General features: G+C 60.0%; 17 protein-coding genes. 5 read left to right on the top strand and 12 right to left on the bottom strand.

The genetic code is table 11. The annotated features are described in order from the left end of the window. Positions 1 to 215: 215 nt before the first annotated feature. From CMN55_RS12370 to rpsF, 12 genes are all read right to left on the bottom strand, one after another. The gene (locus CMN55_RS12370) at positions 216 to 917 is read right to left on the bottom strand and encodes an SDR family NAD(P)-dependent oxidoreductase (protein ID WP_293950121.1); all 702 of its coding nucleotides are present in this window, start codon (positions 915 to 917) and stop codon (positions 216 to 218) included. A 24-nt stretch (positions 918 to 941) separates the two neighbouring features. Next, complete coding sequence (gene purF, locus CMN55_RS12365) at positions 942 to 2417, bottom strand: amidophosphoribosyltransferase (RefSeq protein ID WP_293950120.1); 1476 nt, start codon at positions 2415 to 2417, stop codon at positions 942 to 944. Beyond that, complete coding sequence (locus CMN55_RS12360) at positions 2414 to 3112, bottom strand: CvpA family protein (protein ID WP_293950119.1); 699 nt, start codon at positions 3110 to 3112, stop codon at positions 2414 to 2416. Before CMN55_RS12360 ends, purF begins: the two co-directional genes overlap by 4 nt. A gap of 9 nt (positions 3113 to 3121) precedes the next feature. Further along, a complete protein-coding gene (gene radA / locus CMN55_RS12355; RefSeq protein WP_366932058.1) occupies positions 3122 to 4510 on the bottom strand; it encodes a DNA repair protein RadA in 1389 nt (462 codons plus the stop codon). A 70-nt stretch (positions 4511 to 4580) separates the two neighbouring features. After that, positions 4581 to 5357 (bottom strand): ABC transporter ATP-binding protein, encoded by a 777-nt coding sequence (locus CMN55_RS12350; protein WP_293950117.1) that lies wholly within the window; start codon positions 5355 to 5357, stop codon positions 4581 to 4583. 12 nt (positions 5358 to 5369) lie between these two features. Beyond that, the gene (locus CMN55_RS12345) at positions 5370 to 6146 is read right to left on the bottom strand and encodes an MlaE family ABC transporter permease (RefSeq protein ID WP_293950116.1); all 777 of its coding nucleotides are present in this window, start codon (positions 6144 to 6146) and stop codon (positions 5370 to 5372) included. Positions 6147 to 6149: 3 nt separating this feature from the next. After that, on the bottom strand, positions 6150 to 7265 hold the full coding sequence (alr, locus tag CMN55_RS12340; protein ID WP_293950115.1) for an alanine racemase: 1116 nt from the start codon (positions 7263 to 7265) through the stop codon (positions 6150 to 6152). 11 nt (positions 7266 to 7276) lie between these two features. Further along, the gene (locus CMN55_RS12335) at positions 7277 to 8758 is read right to left on the bottom strand and encodes a replicative DNA helicase (RefSeq protein WP_293950114.1); all 1482 of its coding nucleotides are present in this window, start codon (positions 8756 to 8758) and stop codon (positions 7277 to 7279) included. A 185-nt stretch (positions 8759 to 8943) separates the two neighbouring features. Further along, a complete protein-coding gene (rplI, locus tag CMN55_RS12330) occupies positions 8944 to 9525 on the bottom strand; it encodes a 50S ribosomal protein L9 (RefSeq protein ID WP_293950113.1) in 582 nt (193 codons plus the stop codon). Continuing rightward, a complete protein-coding gene (locus CMN55_RS12325) occupies positions 9525 to 10478 on the bottom strand; it encodes a DUF2232 domain-containing protein (RefSeq protein ID WP_293950112.1) in 954 nt (317 codons plus the stop codon). Before CMN55_RS12325 ends, rplI begins: the two co-directional genes overlap by 1 nt. Positions 10479 to 10518: 40 nt before the next feature. Continuing rightward, entirely contained in the window at positions 10519 to 10755 is a 237-nt protein-coding gene (gene rpsR / locus CMN55_RS12320; protein WP_293950111.1) for a 30S ribosomal protein S18, read from the bottom strand. Then, positions 10755 to 11177 carry a 30S ribosomal protein S6 gene (gene rpsF, locus CMN55_RS12315; protein ID WP_293950110.1) on the bottom strand — a complete coding sequence of 141 codons (423 nt, stop codon included), beginning with the start codon at positions 11175 to 11177 and terminating at the stop codon, positions 10755 to 10757. The genes rpsR and rpsF overlap by 1 nt, the downstream gene beginning before the upstream one ends. 196 nt (positions 11178 to 11373) lie before the next feature. Between rpsF and fabD the strand changes: the two genes are divergently transcribed. The 5 genes from fabD (at position 11374) to mltG (ending at position 15816) form a co-directional block, all read left to right on the top strand. Next, positions 11374 to 12327, top strand: a complete 954-nt coding sequence (fabD, locus tag CMN55_RS12310; protein ID WP_293950109.1) for an ACP S-malonyltransferase — start codon at positions 11374 to 11376, stop codon at positions 12325 to 12327. A gap of 22 nt (positions 12328 to 12349) precedes the next feature. Further along, positions 12350 to 13087 (top strand): 3-oxoacyl-[acyl-carrier-protein] reductase, encoded by a 738-nt coding sequence (gene fabG, locus CMN55_RS12305; protein WP_293950108.1) that lies wholly within the window; start codon positions 12350 to 12352, stop codon positions 13085 to 13087. Between the two features lie 181 nt (positions 13088 to 13268). Next, entirely contained in the window at positions 13269 to 13499 is a 231-nt protein-coding gene (locus CMN55_RS12300; RefSeq protein ID WP_293950107.1) for an acyl carrier protein, read from the top strand. 57 nt (positions 13500 to 13556) lie between these two features. Then, complete coding sequence (fabF, locus tag CMN55_RS12295; RefSeq protein ID WP_293950106.1) at positions 13557 to 14816, top strand: beta-ketoacyl-ACP synthase II; 1260 nt, start codon at positions 13557 to 13559, stop codon at positions 14814 to 14816. A 22-nt stretch (positions 14817 to 14838) separates the two neighbouring features. Continuing rightward, positions 14839 to 15816, top strand: coding sequence for an endolytic transglycosylase MltG (gene mltG / locus CMN55_RS12290; RefSeq protein ID WP_293950105.1), 978 nt, complete (start codon positions 14839 to 14841; stop codon positions 15814 to 15816). Positions 15817 to 15872 lie beyond the last annotated feature (56 nt).

Here is a 15872-nt window from a genome sequence, read left to right as displayed (position 1 = left end):
AAGACGGAGGCGCCGCTGGGGCATCGCTACCCGTTTTACGCCGGTATTCGGTTTTAGAGGCGAGACTGTACCTTTCTGGTTGAGCCTCCCTGGGAGCCGCCTGAAATCCTCGGCCGCTCCCGTTCCTGGCCAATGCCACCCGTCGTTCGCGGCGGGGGCATTGGCTTTTTTTATGCGGGGAGGGGCGGGCTGCTGGTGGCGCGGTCTTTGCCGTTTCAGGCGGTGAAGAGGGTGCCATTCGCGTCACTGAGGACGGCATCGAGGAAAAGCTGGGTTTTGCTCTCGGGCGACGGCAGCAGGGCGGCATCCTCCGCCGGATAGGCGACGGCGCGCAGGCGGGTGCGTGTGGGGCCGGGGTCAATCAGGTTGACGCGCAGGCGACTGGTTTTCTGCACCTCTGCCGCATAGGTATTGGCGATTGTCTCCAGCGCGGCCTTGCTGGCGGCATAGCCGCTCCAGAACTGTTTGGTCTCCCGCGCGACCGAGGCGGTGACAAACAGGGCGCGGCCCGCCTCGCTCGCCCGGAGCAGGGGATCGAGCGCGCGGATCAGCCGCCAGTTGGCATGCACATTCAGCTTGAACACGCTGTCCCACAACTCCGGTACATATTGCTGGATCGGCATCAGCTTGCCGACCATGCCCGCATTACCGACCAGAATATCAAGCTTTTTCCAGCGTTCGAACAGCGGGGCGGCGAGGCCATCGATGGCCGCCGTGTCGGTGAGATCCAGCGGGACAAGCGTCGCGCTGCCGCCCGCTTCCTGAATTTCATCATCGACTTCTTCGAGCCCGCCGACGGAGCGGGCCACGAGGATGACATGCGCGCCCTCCGCCGCGAATTTTTTGGCGACGGCGGCGCCAATGCCGCTGGAGGCGCCCGTGATCAGCGCAACTTTATCTTTTAACTTCTGGGACATAGGAAATATATTTCTTCTGAATTCTTAAAAACGCTCGGCGAGCAGGGTCAGCTCCCGCTCGGCCCCGGTTTCATGGTCTGTCAATTCGATCGGGTAATCGCCGGTGAAGCAGGCATCGCAATATTGCGGTTGTTTTGCGTTGCGGCCATTTTCGCCCATGGCCCGGTACAACCCGTCAAGGGAGATGAAGGACAGGCTGTCCGCGCCGATGAAGGCGCACATTTCGGCGAGATCATATTGCGCGGCCAGCAGCTTGTTGCGGCTCGGCGTATCGACGCCATAGAAGCAGCTATGGGTCGTCGGCGGGCTGGCAATGCGCATATGCACCTCACGCGCGCCGGCCTCGCGCACCATCTGCACGATTTTAGTCGAGGTGGTGCCGCGCACGATGGAATCATCGACCAGCACAACACGTTTGCCGTCGATGATGTTGCGGTTGGCGTTATGCTTGAGCTTGACGCCGAGATGGCGGATCTGGTCCGTCGGCTCAATAAAGGTGCGGCCGACATAATGGTTGCGGATGATGCCGAGATCGAAGGGGATGCCGCTTTCCTGGGCATAGCCGATGGCGGCGGGGGTGCCGCTGTCGGGCACGGGGATGACGAGATCGGCGTCGACGGGATTTTCACGCGCAAGCTCGCTGCCGATTGATTTTCGCACCTCATAGACGGAGCGACCCTCCACCACGCTGTCCGGCCGGGCGAAATAGATATGCTCGAAAATACAGAAGCGCTTGGGCGGTGTGGAAAAGGGAAAATGCGAGCTGATCCCGCCCTCATCGATCACCACGACCTCACCCGGAGAGACGTCGCGGATAAATTCGGCGCCGATGATATCGAGCGCGCAACTTTCAGAGGAGAGAATATAGGCATTGTCGAGCTTGCCGAGCACCAATGGCCGCACACCGTAAGGATCGCGCATACCGATCAGTTTCTTGCTGGTCAGCGCGACGAGAGAATAGGCGCCGGAGATTTTCGACATGGCATCGACCAGGCAATCGACGATACGGGTCTTTTTGCTGTTGGCGATGAGATGGATAATGACTTCGGTGTCCATGGTGGACTGGAAGATGCTGCCCTCCAGCACAAGGCGGCGGCGCAGGGTGGAGGCATTGGTCAGGTTGCCGTTATGGGCGACGGCGAGGCCGCCATTTGCCAGATCGGCGAAGATGGGCTGCACATTGCGGAGCACGGTGCCGCCAGTGGTGGCGTAGCGGTTATGGCCGACGGCGGCGTTGCCCTGCAGGCTTTTGATGACTTCTTCGGTCGAAAAATTATCGCCAACCTTGCCCATGCCCTTGTGGCTGTGGAAGTGGCGGCCGTCATGGCTGACGATCCCGGCGGCTTCCTGCCCGCGATGTTGCAGGGCATGGAGGCCAAGGGCGACGAGGGCGGCCGCTTCCGGATGGCCATAGATGCCGAAAACGCCGCATTCCTCATGCAGCTTGTCGTCATCAAAGGGGGTACTGCGCAGCTCCTGGGGGGCGGAACGGTCTGTCATTTGGGTTTGTCCTGTGTGGTGCTTTTGGTCAGGTTTTCCATCTGCTGGCGGGCCTGATCGTCATAGCCCTTGTCGAGGATTTTCACCGCATCCTCCATCGTGTTTTTCAGCCCGTCCTTCACATTGTCCGGCAGGCCGTCATACTTCTCTTTCAAGCGGTCCATAGTGGCCTTGTCGCTTTCCTTCGAGATATTCAGATTCTCCTGCATGTCGGGCGGTAGCAGCCGGGCAACGAATTCACCGCTCGCCTCGATCACCGGCAGCATCTTCGCCTGCAAAATCCATTGCGGCCGGTCCTCTTCGGGAATGAACTGGACAAAAATCAGCCAGCCGATGCCGAGCAGGACAAGCCCGCGCGCAATGCCGAAAAAGATACCGAGCGACCGATCCAGTGCGCCGAGGCTCGACGCCCTGACCTTTTCCGAGATCGCATGGCTGATATAGGACAAAATGACGAGAGAGAGAATAAAAATCACCGCCCCGGTCAAAATATCTGCAATCAGCATGTTGAGAATGAACTGTCGCGCCAGCGGCTGGGCGATGGGAAACAGATATAGCCCGAGGAAAATCGCGCCGACCCAGCCCGCCACCGACAGCACTTCCTTCACGAAACCGCGCAGGAAACCGAACAGGGCGGAGATCAGCAGGATCACCAGAAAAACGATATCGGCGCCCTGAATGGGAAGGTTTTCCATACGCTACTCCTATACGCTGGCGGCGCGGGAGGGGGCTGCCGTGCCGGTAAACAGGCTGACAATCTCCCGCAGGTGCCCAACTTCAATAATCTTCATCTTCGCCCCCTTCACCTTGCTGCCCGCCGGGATGACGGCTGTGGTGAAGCCGAGCTTTGCCGCTTCTTTCAGGCGGGCGTCGGCCTGCCCGACGGGGCGGATTTCCCCCGAAAGCCCGATTTCGCCGAAAAACAGGCTGCCGGGCGGCACCGGAATGTCAGAGGCCGAGGAGACGAGCGCAGCCGCAACGGCCAGATCGGCCGCCGGTTCCTGCACGCGCAGTCCTCCCGCCACGTTGAGATACACTTCGCTGCCTGAAAAGGAAAGGCCGCAGCGCGTGTCCAGCACCGCCAGCAGCATGGCGAGCCGTCCGCTGTCCCAGCCGACCACGGCGCGGCGCGGCGTCGCCTGTGGGGTCGGCGCGACAAGGCCCTGAATTTCAACGAGCAGCGGGCGGCTTCCTTCCATCCCGGCGAAAACGGAGGCGCCGCTGATGGTCCGGTCCGGACTTGAGATGAAAAGAGAGGAGGGGTTAGAGACCTCACGCAGGCCCGCATCCGACATTTCAAACACGCCGATCTCGTCCGTTGCGCCGAAGCGGTTCTTGACCGCGCGCAGGATGCGGAACTGATGGCCGCGGTCGCCTTCGAAATAGAGCACGGTATCGACCATATGCTCCAGCACCCGGGGACCGGCGATCTGTCCGTCCTTCGTGACGTGACCCACAAGGATGACGCTGGTGCCGGTCTTGCGGGCGAGGCGGATGAGTTCCTGCGCGCTGGCCCTGACCTGCGCAACGGTTCCGGGCGCACTCGGCAGATTGTCGGCAAAGACGGTCTGGATCGAATCGATGACCAGCAGGCTCGGCATCGGAGTTGCTTTTTCAACGCTGGCGATGATATCGCGGATGGAGTTGGCGGAGGCAAGGCGAACCGGCGCGGAGGCAAGGCCAAGACGGGCGGCGCGCATGGAGATTTGCTGCGTCGCCTCCTCGCCGGAGATGTAGATGCAGGGCGCGCCCTTCATCGCCATCTGCGCCACGGCCTGCAACAGCAGGGTGGATTTGCCAATGCCGGGATCGCCGCCGATGAGGATCGAGGAGCCGGGCACGAAGCCCCCGCCCAGAACACGGTCAAACTCGCCGATATGGCTCAGGTTGCGCTTGTAATCGGAGATATCGGCATCGAGCGCGGTGAAGGTGAGCGTGCGGCCCTTGCCCTCGCTCAGTCCCTTCGGGATGACAGCCTCGGGCGTGGAGGCCTGAAGCGTGTTCCACTCCCCGCACGCGTCGCAGCGACCTTGCCATTTATGGTAAGTCTCGCCGCAGTTCTGGCAGGTGAATTGTTCGCGTTCTCGCGCCATAGAGGCTTCCGTCTCTCCATTGCCGGCCGGAGCCGTTACATCATCAATGAGGGCACGCGTGCCCATGAAATCAGGGTTTCAGAATATCCAGCTTGATCGGTCCGTCCACATCGCCATGCACGAACTGCTCCACATACGGATTGCCGCATGTATTTATCTCTGCGGCGGGGCCGGACCAGACCACATTCCCCTTATAGAGGAGGGCGATGCGGTCTGCAATTTTTTGCGCGCCCTCCATGTCATGGGAAATGGTCAGCGTGGTTGCGCCCAGCGCCTTGGTGCAGTCGCGGATCAGCGTGTCGATGACATCGCCCATGATCGGGTCGAGGCCGGTTGTCGGCTCGTCAAAGAAAATGATCTCCGGGTCCGCCGCAATGGCGCGGGCAAGGCCGACGCGCTTCTGCATGCCCATGGAGAGTTCCGCCGGTTTCCTGTTCGCGACATCGGCGGCAAGACCGACGAGGGCGAGTTTTTCAATGGCGATCTCCTTCGCCGGGCCGCGCTTCATGCCATGCGCCTGAATAAGCCCGAAGGCGACATTCTCCCAAACCGTCAGGCTGTCAAACAAAGCCGCATATTGAAACAGCATTCCGGTTTTCAGTAGCAGTTTTTCACGCACATGGGCGGGCTGATTGGTGATTTCCTCGCCGTCGATATAAATCTCCCCGCTTTCCGGCGTCAGCAGGCCAAGGATGCATTTCAGCATCACCGACTTCCCGGTCCCGGACCCGCCAATGACGACCAGCGATTCCCCCGGCGCGATGGAAATATTCAGATTGTCGAGAATGACTTTCCTGCCGAAAGACTTGCAGACGTTGCGAAGTTCGATTTTCGGGGTTTCGCTCATGGCCCGTGCCTCCTAGTCGATCAGCAGGACGGTGAGGAAATAGTCGCTGATCAGGATAAGCACGAATGAGGACACGACGGCGTTGGTTGTTGCCTTGCCCACGCCCTGCGCCCCGCCGGTTGAGTTGAAACCGTGATAGCAGCCCATCAGCGTGACAATGAAGCCGAACACGCCGGCCTTGATAAGGCCGGAGACAACATCGTTGGTTTCCAGAAAATCAAAGGTGTTCTGCAAATAGGTTCCGGCGTTGAAGCCGAGCTTTTCCGTCGCCACCAGATAGCCGCCGGAAACACCGATGATATCGGCGATCAGCACCAGAATGGGCAGAGTGATGACCCCGGCAATCAGCCGCGGCGCGACCAGATATTTGAAGGGGTTGGTGGACAGCGTGACAAGAGCGTCGATCTGCTCCGTCACCCGCATGGTGCCGATTTCGGCGGCAATGGCGGCCCCGACGCGCCCGGCGATCATCAGGCCGGAGAGCACCGGCGCGAGTTCCCGGGTGAGGCCGATGACGACGATGGTGGCCACCGCACTTTCCGCATTGAAGCGGGATGAGCCGACATAGATCTGCAACGCCAGCACCATGCCGGTGAACAGCGCCGTCATGCCGACGACCGGCAGGGAATAATAGCCGATATCCATCATCTGCTTGCCGATCAGGCGCAGATAGAAGGGCGGCGCGAAGCAATGGCGCAGTGCCTGCGCGGTGAAAATGGCGATGCGGCCGACCGCCGCCATGAAGGCGATGAAGACCCGTCCGATGGTGGCGAGGAAGTTCCGCTCCATGCCTCAGCCCGCCGCCGTCACATAGTCGCGGTGGAAGCGGCGACCGAGAGAGGTGAGGATTTCATAGGATATGGTGCCTGCATGTGACGCCACCTCGTCCAGAGGGATGGCGCCGCCGATGAGATCGACGAAATCGCCGGGCTTGCAGGCATCAGCCGGGGCCTTGCTGACATCAACGGTGATCATATCCATGGAAACGCGCCCTATTACCGGTACCCTGACACTGCCCGCCGCACATTCCGCCCGGTTGCCGAGCGCCCGGAGATAACCATCTGCATAACCGACTGAAACGGTAGCAATCCGGGCCGGTTTGCCGGTGCGGTAGGTGGCACCATAGCCAACGGGAATTTCGCTGTCAACGTCCGCCACCTGCAGGATCCGCCCCTTAAGCCGCACGACCTCGCGCATCGGGTTGGGATGGCCCGGTTGCGGGTTGCCGCCATAGAGCGCAATGCCGGGCCGCACCATGTCGAAATGGTAATCCGGGCCGAGGAACACCCCGGCGGAATTGGCGAGGGACAGTGGCGCGCTATCGAGCGGCGGCGGCAGCAGGCGGCGCAGCGCCAGCAGCCGGTTGCGCTGCTCCGCACTCATCGGATGCTCCGGCTGATCGGCCGCGGCAAGATGGCTCATGACAAAATGAATGCGCAGATGTTTTAGCGGCGCCGGATCGGCGGCGAGCGCCTGAATCTCCGCTTCCGGCAGGCCGAGACGCGTCATGCCGGTATCAATATGCAAAAGCGCGGCAAGCGTCTTCCCCTTTGCGGCGGCGAAGCCAGCCCAGCGATTTATATCTGCGAGCGAGTTGAGAACCGGCACCAGCCGGTGTTCCAGATAAATTTCCTCCGCCTCCGGCAGCGGCCCCGCGAGGATATGGATAATCACGTCCGGCAGCAGGCGGCGCAGCGTGATTCCCTCATCGGGCAGAGCGACGAAAAAGCGGCGGCACCCGGCCGCGTACAGAGCAGGACCCACGGCCTCAATCCCGAGGCCATAAGCATCCGCCTTGACGGAGGCGGCGCATTCAGCAGGGGCGGCTTTGTCCGCTAGCAGTCGGTAATTTGCCTGTAATGCCCCAAGGTCGATGGTGAGATGCGCCCCGGCCAGCCGTTTGTTCATATCCGCATCGCTCAGTGATGTTCGGGCAGGTAATCGTCCGACACATAATTGCCGAAGCGGGTGAATTCGGGCTTGAAGTGCAGCTTCACAATGCCGATGGGGCCGTGCCGCTGTTTGCCGATGATAACTTCGGCGAGGTTATGCAGGCGCGACATGCGCTCCTGCCAGTCGGCATGTTCGGGCGTGCCTTCGGCGGGCTCCTTGCGCTCTTCGTAATAGCCTTCGCGATAGACGAACATAACCACGTCGGCGTCCTGCTCGATGGAGCCGGATTCGCGCAAATCGGAAAGCTGCGGGCGCTTGTCGTCGCGGTTTTCGACCTGACGGCTGAGCTGCGAAAGGGCGATGACGGGAATATCCAGTTCTTTGGCGATGGCCTTAAGGCCCTGCGTCACTTCCGAGATTTCCTGCACCCGGTTGTCCTGCTTGCGCCCCGAGCCGCGCATAAGCTGGAGATAGTCGACGATGATGAGGCCGAGGCCATGGCTGCGCTTGAGACGTCTTGCCCGGGTCCGCATGGCGGCAATGGAGAGGGCAGGGGTGTCATCAATGAAGAGCGGCAGTTCGGAGAGCAGCGCGCTCTGCGGCACCAGCCGGGTTGCAAATTCATCATCGGAAAGATCGCCGCGGCGCAGCTTTTCAGAGCTGATCTCGGTGGCTTCGGCAAGGATACGCCCGACAAGCTGCTCCGCCGACATTTCGAGGGAGAAGAAGCCGACGACCGCGCCCTCCTTGCCTTGACTGGCGTGATAGGCCTTGGCGGCGTTATAGGCGATATTGGTGGCAAGAGACGTTTTCCCCATGGAAGGGCGTCCGGCGAGGATGAGAAGATCCGACTTGTGCAGCCCGCCGAGCTTGCCATCCATATCCTTGAGGCCCGTTGTCACGCCAACGATGTTGCCATCGCGCTGGAATGCCTCCTCAATGGATTTGAGAGCCTCGTCCACTGCCAGGCGGACCGGCATCAGCGCCCCTTCATGAGACCCATTCTCGGCGAGGGAGAACAGCTTCTGCTCCGCATTTTCAATCTGCTTTTGCGAGGTTTCGTCCAGCTCCGCCTCATAGGCGGTGTTGACAATTTCCTCGCCAAGCTGGATCAGTTCGCGCCGCATGGCGAGATCATAGACAAGGCGGCCGTAATTCTCCGCGTTGATGATGGTGGTGGCGGCGGCGGCGAGGCGGGCGAGATATTGCGCGCCGCCGATGTCAGCAAGCGCCGCATCGCGTTCGAAATAGGACTTCAGCGTCACCGGGTCGGCAATCTCGCCGCGCTCTATCAGCAGCATGGCGGCGCCGTAGATGCGCTGATGCACAGGTTCGTAAAAATCCTCCGGCGCGAGGAAACCCGACACCTTTGCTCCGGCGTCATTATTGACGAGGATCGCGCCGATCAGATCCTGCTCCGCCTCGATATTATGGGGGGCGCTGCGATAGCGGGGACTATCCTGATCGGCGTCGGAAAGGGAACTGTTGCTGAGCGATAGGGTTTCCATGTGCGGATGTTAGCATAGGCGAATTTTGATAGCCAATCGCATTGTCGGGAAGGGCTGCGGATATCTGTGGACAGATTCTATCCACAGGCTGTTAAGTGCGGGGATAAAAAACGGCGCATCCGCGGATGCGCCGTTTTTTGCATGTCCTGCGACCCGTTTGCGCCCTTGTCCGGGCGTGCGGCGGATTATGACTGTGCGTTGTCTTCGTCTTCCGTTTCGGCGGTCGATTCGAACACATCGGCCACGGCTTCGTCACGGGCATCAAGTTTGGCTTCGGCGACTTCCTCGACAGATTCGCCGCGCGCCTGAATTTCCGCTTCCTCGTTGGAGCGGGCGATATTCACCGTGACATTGACCGTCACTTCCGGATGCAACCGCACCTTGATGTCATGCAGGCCGAGAGTTTTGAGAACCTTGTCCAGAACCACCTGCTTTCGGCTGATGGTGTAACCGGCCTCGGACACGGCACGGGCGATATCCTGCGTGCTGACGGAGCCGTAAAGCTGCTGGGAATCGGAGGCAGCGCGGATCAGCACGACGGCTTCGCCATCGAGCTTTTCGCCGACTTTTGCAGCCTCGTCCCGACGGCTGAGGTTATCGGCCTCAAGCTGGGCGCGCTGGGATTCGAAAACCGCCAAATTTTCCTTGCTGGCGCGGAGCGCCTTCTTCTGCGGCAACAGGTAATTGCGGGCATAGCCGTTCTTGACCTTTACGACGTCGCCCATCTGACCGAGTTTTTCAACCCGTTCCAACAATACTACTTCCATCAGTCTTCCTCCTGGCGGGGGGGTGGGGCGAAGCGGCGCCTGAACCCGACCCAAGTTTCCATCAGTCCCAAAATCGCGATGAGCAGGACCATCCATAACATCATAATCGTCACCACATAAATGACGCCCAGGATAGCTGCCCGGGCATTCCATCTATGCGACACCACATGGATGACAGCCATTCCCTGCAGGAAAAACAGCGTCACCAGCGTGATTTCAACCGCCCCCAGCAGGGGGAAAGTGCCGTCAAGCAGAACGCTCAAAACCGTCGCGCCGATAAAGGCAATGGCCAGCCACTGAGGCAGCACCATTTTCGACAGCTCCGGCGTCGGGCGGATATTCTTTTTGAAGCGGACCAGCACCCCTTGCGCCAGGCACCCGCTCAACAGAATAAACAGCCCCCACATCGGGCCCATATATTGCGGTATCAGAGCCACGAACGCTTCGCCCGTCATGCGCGGCGCGGCGTCCTGCATCTCTGCCACCTGCGCCATCATCTGATCGAACCCGTCGATCAGCCCCTGACGCATTGCATCATCCCAACCGAGCAGCGCCATCGCCAGCCCGGTGAGAATGATGCAGATTCCGGCCCACCACAGCAGCAGCCGGTCGGCCGGGTACCAGTATGTCACGCCATTCCCCTGCCGCCATAGCAGCGCCTGCCTCACCAGCAGGATAACCGGAAGACCGGCCACCCCGAGATAGGTCAGGGCAAAGGGAACGCCAATCGCCAGTGCCGCGATCACCGCCGATGTCCCCACCGAGATAGCGGCGCTTTTGACGCCATATCCGAGACCGGAAACAAACAGCGGAACCAGTGACAAAATCCAGAAGACCAGGGTCGCCAGCGCCGTCCCGAAATTTGTCCCGCCCGTATTGCCGAGAATGGACAACGAGACAAAGGCGGTATTCAGGATACCAAGGGCGACGGCAATGATAATTTCCCTGACCATCGGACATTCCAAAGCCGGTCAGGACCGGCTCCGGACTTTCTTATTTTACCAGAAACGGCAGCAGGGCCAGATGGCGCGCCCGCTTGATGGCGGTCGCCAGCTCACGCTGCTTCTTGGCGGAAACCGCCGTAATCCGGCTTGGCATGATTTTCCCGCGCTCGGACACATAGCGCTGCAGCAGCTTGACGTCTTTATAGTCAATCTTCGGTGCGCCTTCGCCCGTGAACGGGCAGGTCTTGCGACGGCGGAAAAACGGGCGGCGTTGTGCGTCAGCCATTATGCATCCCCTTCACTGTCATCGGCGGAATCATCATCGGACTTATCCGCGCTGTTATTGTCGTCATCATCGTAATCGCGACGGCGTTCAGGGCGGCCGCTGCGGCTCTGCAGCATGACGCTGTCGCCTTCTTCCAGCTCTTCCACCTTGATGGTCATGTGGCGCAGCACGTCTTCATTGAGACGCAGGTTGCGTTCCATTTCCTTGACCGCATCCGCGGGCGCGTCGATGTTGAGAAGGACGTAGTGACCTTTGCGGTTTTTCTTGATCTTGTAGGCAAGATTGCGCAGGCCCCAGTTTTCAACCTTGGCAATTGTGCCGCCGCCATTGGTGACAAAGGCGGACATGTTTTCGGTCAGTGTTTCCACCTGCTGGGTGGAGATGTCCTGACGCGCAATAATAACTGTCTCATACAGAGGCATCTTTAAAAGCTCCTTATGGCTCTTGAATGTCCGGAGTTACCAAGGTAACCGCCCGGACTTAGCCGACCTCCGTCGGCAAGGAGTTATCGAGGCGGCGGACTATACAGATTTTACCAAAGGATGCAAGTCTGCTTGACAGGAAATTTTGCTGCAATATGACTGTGACAGTAGTTTGATCAGATACGGACCCGAAAACATGACACGTGCATTTATCTTTCCCGGCCAGGGCAGCCAGGCTGTCGGTATGGGGCAGGAGCTGGCGCAATCCCACGCCGTCGCCCGCGAAGTCTTCCAGGAGGTGGATGAGGCGCTTTCGCAGAACCTCACGAAATTGATGTTTGAAGGCCCGATCGAGGAGCTGACACTCACCGAAAATGCGCAGCCCGCCCTGATGGCGGTCAGCATGGCGGTGGTTCGCGTTCTGGAAAAGGACGGCAATATGGATTTTGCGAAAACCGCCCGGTATGTGGCGGGACATTCGCTCGGGGAATATTCTGCGCTGACTGCCGCCGGGGCGCTGGAGCTGGCGGATGCGGCGCGGCTTTTAAAGGCGCGCGGGCAGGCAATGCAGCAGGCGGTGCCGGTCGGCGTCGGCGCCATGGCGGCGCTGCTCGGCCTCGATATCGGCCCGGTCGAGGAAGTTGTCGCCGAAGCGATGGCGAAGGCCCCGAACGGTGAGATTGTCGCTGCCGCCAATGACAATGCGGATGGGCAGGTCGTTCTCTCCGGTCACAAGGGCGCGGTCGAGGTGGCCATTGAGGTGGCGAAAGAAAAGGGCGCGAAGAAAGCCATGCTGCTCCCCGTCAGTGCGCCGTTCCACTGCGCCCTGATGCAGCCCGCCGCCGATGTCATGGCGGAGCGGCTGAAGGACGTGATGATCGCGCCGCCGAAAGTGCCGCTGATCGCCAATGTCACGGCGGAGGAGGTCCGTGATCCCGACAGCATCCGCCGTCTGCTGGTGGAACAGGTGACGGGCCGGGTCCGCTGGCGTGAATGTGTGCTTTATATGGGCAGACAAGGGGTCAGCGAGCTGGTGGAGCTGGGCGCAGGCAAAATCCTGACCGGCATGGTCCGCCGCATCAACCGCGACATGACCGGCTCGGCCATTGGCGCGCCCGCCGATATCGACGTCTTTCTGGCGAAACTCTGACAGGATCCGGGAGAGATAACAGATGTTTGAACTGACAGGAAAATGCGCGCTGGTCACCGGCGCATCGGGCGGCATCGGCGCTGCCATCGCCCGCGATCTGCATAAGGCAGGCGCCACCGTCGGCCTCTCCGGCACGCGGGAGGAAGCGTTGCAAAAGGTCGCCGATGAGCTGAAAGACCGGGTGCATGTATTGCCCTGCAACCTTGCCGACGATGCGGCAGTGGATGGCCTCATTGCAGCGGCGGAGAGCGCCATGGGTCAGCTCGATATCCTTGTCAACAACGCTGGTCTGACCCGCGATGGCCTTGCCATGCGCATGAAGGATGACGACTGGGACGTTGTGATGAATGTCAATCTGAAAGCGGCTTTCAAGTTATCCAGAAATGCGCTGCGCGGGATGATGAAGCGCCGTTTCGGCCGCATCATTGGCATTACCTCCATCGTCGGGGTAACCGGCAATCCCGGCCAGATGAACTATGCCGCCTCGAAAGCGGGGATGATCGGCATGTCAAAATCGCTGGCTCAGGAGGTGGCGAGTCGCGGCATCACAGTGAATTGTATCGCGCCTGGCTTTATCGAAACGGCGATGACCGACGCCCTGACGGATGCGCAAAAGGAGGCGATGCTGAAAGGCGTCCCGACGGGTACCCTAGGTCGGCCGGAGGATATCTCCGCCGCTGTCGTCTATCTGGCTTCGAACGAGGCAGGCTATATCACGGGCCAGACGCTGCATGTCAATGGCGGTATGGTGATGATCTGAGTGCAAGTTTCCGCCCATGATCAAAAAATGCCGGGCGGGGCGAGGTTTCCTTTGCAAGCGGAACAAAGTGTGTTAGGAAACCGCACCTGAACGCCCTCCGATGGTGCTTGAATTTTTGGCACCTTGAGGGTAAGGAAGAGCAATTGACTTTTGGACTGTCGGATTTTCTAAGGATACAGCTATGAGTGATATCGCAGCGCGCGTAAAAAAAATCGTCGTAGAGCATCTCGGTGTTGATGAAAGCAAGGTAACGGACGAAGCGAGCTTTATTGACGATCTGGGAGCGGACAGCCTGGACACGGTTGAGCTTGTCATGGCCTTTGAAGAAGAGTTCGGCATCGAAATCCCGGATGATGCGGCCGAAAAGATTCTGACAGTTAAAGACGCGATCACGCATATCGAAGCGGCCTGATCCATCGGGACCATTGGTTCCGGTTTTCTTTATACTGCAACAACCATTGGGTGACTCATGCGACGAGTGGTGGTAACCGGGCTGGGGCTTGTGACCCCGCTGGCAAATGGTGTGGAAGCGACCTGGAAACGTCTGATCAATGGCGAATCCGGGGCGGGGATGCTCACCAAGATCGATACGACCGATCTGCCGGTCCGTTATGGCTGTGAAGTGCCGGTTGATCCGGCCATTTCAGATGCGTTCATTGCCGACGCCATTCTCGAGCCCAAGGAACAACGCAAAGTCGACAGCTTCATCCTGTTTGGCATTGCCGCCGCGGAAGAGGCGATCAAGGATAGCGGCTGGGTGCCGACAACCGAGGAAGAGAAATGCCGCACCGGTATTTCCATCGGCTCCGGCATCGGCGGTCTGCCGTCAATCGAAGAAAATGCCATAACCCTGCATGAACGCGGCCCCCGTCGCATTGGTCCGTTCTTTATTCCCGGCGCACTGATCAATCTCGTCTCCGGGCAGGTTTCCATTCGCCATGGCTATAAGGGGCCGAACCACGCGGTTGTTACCGCCTGTTCCACCGGCGCCCATTCCATTGGTGATGCGGCGCGCATGATCACCTGCGATGACGCCGATGTGATGATTGCGGGCGGGGCGGAAGGGGCGATCTGCCGCCTCGGTATTGCCGGCTTTGCGTCTGCCAAGGCGCTCTCCAAGGGCTATCACGATGCGCCGGAGACGGCCTCGCGCCCCTATGACAAGGGCCGTGACGGCTTCGTCATGGGCGAAGGGGCGGGCGTTGTCGTGCTCGAAGAATATGAGCATGCGAAGAAGCGCGGCGCAAAAATCTATGCGGAAGTGGTCGGTTATGGCCTGTCCGGCGATGCCCATCACATCACTGCGCCTGCCAGCGATGGCGACGGTGGCTATCGCTCCATGCAGATGGCGCTCCGGAAATCCGGCCTCCGTCCGGAAGATATTGGCTATGTGAACGCCCATGGCACTTCCACTCCGCTTGGCGATGAAATCGAGGTGAATGCCGTGAAGCGGCTGTTCGGCGCCAATGCGAAGAATCTCGCCATGTCTTCCACCAAGTCAGCCATCGGGCATCTGCTCGGCGCCGCAGGCGGGGTTGAGGCGATCTTTTCCATCCTCGCCATGCGCGATGGGATCATGCCGCCGACAATCAATCTTCATGATCCGTCCGACGGACTTGAAATCAATCTTGTGCCCAATAAGGCGCAGGAAAAGAAGCTGGATGCGGTTCTTTCCAACTCCTTCGGTTTCGGCGGCACCAACGCCAGCCTCGTCATGAAACGCGTCTGACCTTCGGGCCGGGGGCGGGGCCATGCGGAAATTTCTTTATGGCCTGATTGCTCTCGCTTTCCTCTGTCTGATTGCTGCGGGCGGGCTCGCCGCCTACGGCTGGCATCAGTTCACCACGCCCGGACCCAATCCGCAAGAGACGATCTATGTCCTCAAAAAAGGGACTGGGCTTCGCGCGCTGTCGATCGAACTTCACGAAAAATCTATTATAAACAATAACTACGCGTTTCTTCTTGGTGTAAGACTGGAAGGAAAGGCGGGCCGCTTGCAGGCCGGAGAATATCGTATTCCTGCGGCCATTTCGGGGCAGGAGTTGATGGATCTCTTTGCCTCCGGCAAGGTGATCGAGCGGCTGATCACCATCCCCGAGGGACTGCAAAGCCGGGAGATCCGCGCCCTTGTCGACGCGGCGGAGGGGCTGGAGGGAGAAATTACCCGCGCCACGCCGGAAGGGTCGCTGCTGCCGGAAAGTTACCAGTATCGCCTTGGGGACAGCCGTGATGCGCTGATCGGCCGGATGCAGGCCGCCATGCAGCGCGCTGTCGAGATGGTGCTGGCCGAAGCGCCTCTGCCGCCGGAGCTGAAATCGCCGGAGGAGCTGATCACCCTTGCCTCCATTGTTGAAAAGGAAACCGCCGTTGCGGCGGAGCGGCCGCTGGTGGCCGGGGTCTTTCTCAATCGCCTTCGCATCGGCATGATGTTGCAATCGGATCCGACGGTAATTTATGGCGTGACGCAGGGGCAGGAGGATCTGGGCCGTCTGATCAGCCGCGCGGATCTGAATGCGGCCAATGACTATAACACTTATCAGAGGGCCGGATTGCCGAAAGGGCCGATTGCCAATCCTGGGCTGTTGAGCCTGCGCGCTGTTCTGCAGCCGGAGGACACAGAGTTTCTCTATTTCGTTGCGGATGGCACGGGCGGCCACGCTTTCGCCCGGACGCTGGAAGAGCATAACCGCAATGTTCGCAAATGGCGGCAGCTTAACCAGAAGAAATAATCGGGCTCCGTCGCCGTCCTGACACAAAATCCGCTTGCGGCGCGTCTCTCCCCAAA

The sequence above is a fragment of the Sneathiella sp. genome (assembly GCF_002694385.1).
GTDB lineage: Bacteria > Pseudomonadota > Alphaproteobacteria > Sneathiellales > Sneathiellaceae > Sneathiella.
The sequence above is the reverse complement of the archived record's forward strand: the minus strand, read 5'-3'. Positions and strand labels throughout refer to the sequence as shown.

Coding starts and splice junctions, on each gene's coding strand:
- CMN55_RS12335 (WP_293950114.1), bottom strand. CDS start 8,758: ATGGAAACCCTATCGCTCAGCAACAGTTCCCTTTCCGACGCCGATCAG.
- mltG (WP_293950105.1), top strand. CDS start 14,839: ATGCGGAAATTTCTTTATGGCCTGATTGCTCTCGCTTTCCTCTGTCTG.
- rplI (WP_293950113.1), bottom strand. CDS start 9,525: ATGGAAGTAGTATTGTTGGAACGGGTTGAAAAACTCGGTCAGATGGGC.
- fabG (WP_293950108.1), top strand. CDS start 12,350: ATGTTTGAACTGACAGGAAAATGCGCGCTGGTCACCGGCGCATCGGGC.
- fabD (WP_293950109.1), top strand. CDS start 11,374: ATGACACGTGCATTTATCTTTCCCGGCCAGGGCAGCCAGGCTGTCGGT.
- rpsR (WP_293950111.1), bottom strand. CDS start 10,755: ATGGCTGACGCACAACGCCGCCCGTTTTTCCGCCGTCGCAAGACCTGC.
- CMN55_RS12325 (WP_293950112.1), bottom strand. CDS start 10,478: ATGGTCAGGGAAATTATCATTGCCGTCGCCCTTGGTATCCTGAATACC.
- CMN55_RS12370 (WP_293950121.1), bottom strand. CDS start 917: ATGTCCCAGAAGTTAAAAGATAAAGTTGCGCTGATCACGGGCGCCTCC.
- alr (WP_293950115.1), bottom strand. CDS start 7,265: ATGAACAAACGGCTGGCCGGGGCGCATCTCACCATCGACCTTGGGGCA.
- rpsF (WP_293950110.1), bottom strand. CDS start 11,177: ATGCCTCTGTATGAGACAGTTATTATTGCGCGTCAGGACATCTCCACC.
- CMN55_RS12360 (WP_293950119.1), bottom strand. CDS start 3,112: ATGGAAAACCTTCCCATTCAGGGCGCCGATATCGTTTTTCTGGTGATC.
- CMN55_RS12300 (WP_293950107.1), top strand. CDS start 13,269: ATGAGTGATATCGCAGCGCGCGTAAAAAAAATCGTCGTAGAGCATCTC.
- fabF (WP_293950106.1), top strand. CDS start 13,557: ATGCGACGAGTGGTGGTAACCGGGCTGGGGCTTGTGACCCCGCTGGCA.
- radA (WP_366932058.1), bottom strand. CDS start 4,510: ATGGCGCGAGAACGCGAACAATTCACCTGCCAGAACTGCGGCGAGACT.
- CMN55_RS12350 (WP_293950117.1), bottom strand. CDS start 5,357: ATGAGCGAAACCCCGAAAATCGAACTTCGCAACGTCTGCAAGTCTTTC.
- purF (WP_293950120.1), bottom strand. CDS start 2,417: ATGACAGACCGTTCCGCCCCCCAGGAGCTGCGCAGTACCCCCTTTGAT.
- CMN55_RS12345 (WP_293950116.1), bottom strand. CDS start 6,146: ATGGAGCGGAACTTCCTCGCCACCATCGGACGGGTCTTCATCGCCTTC.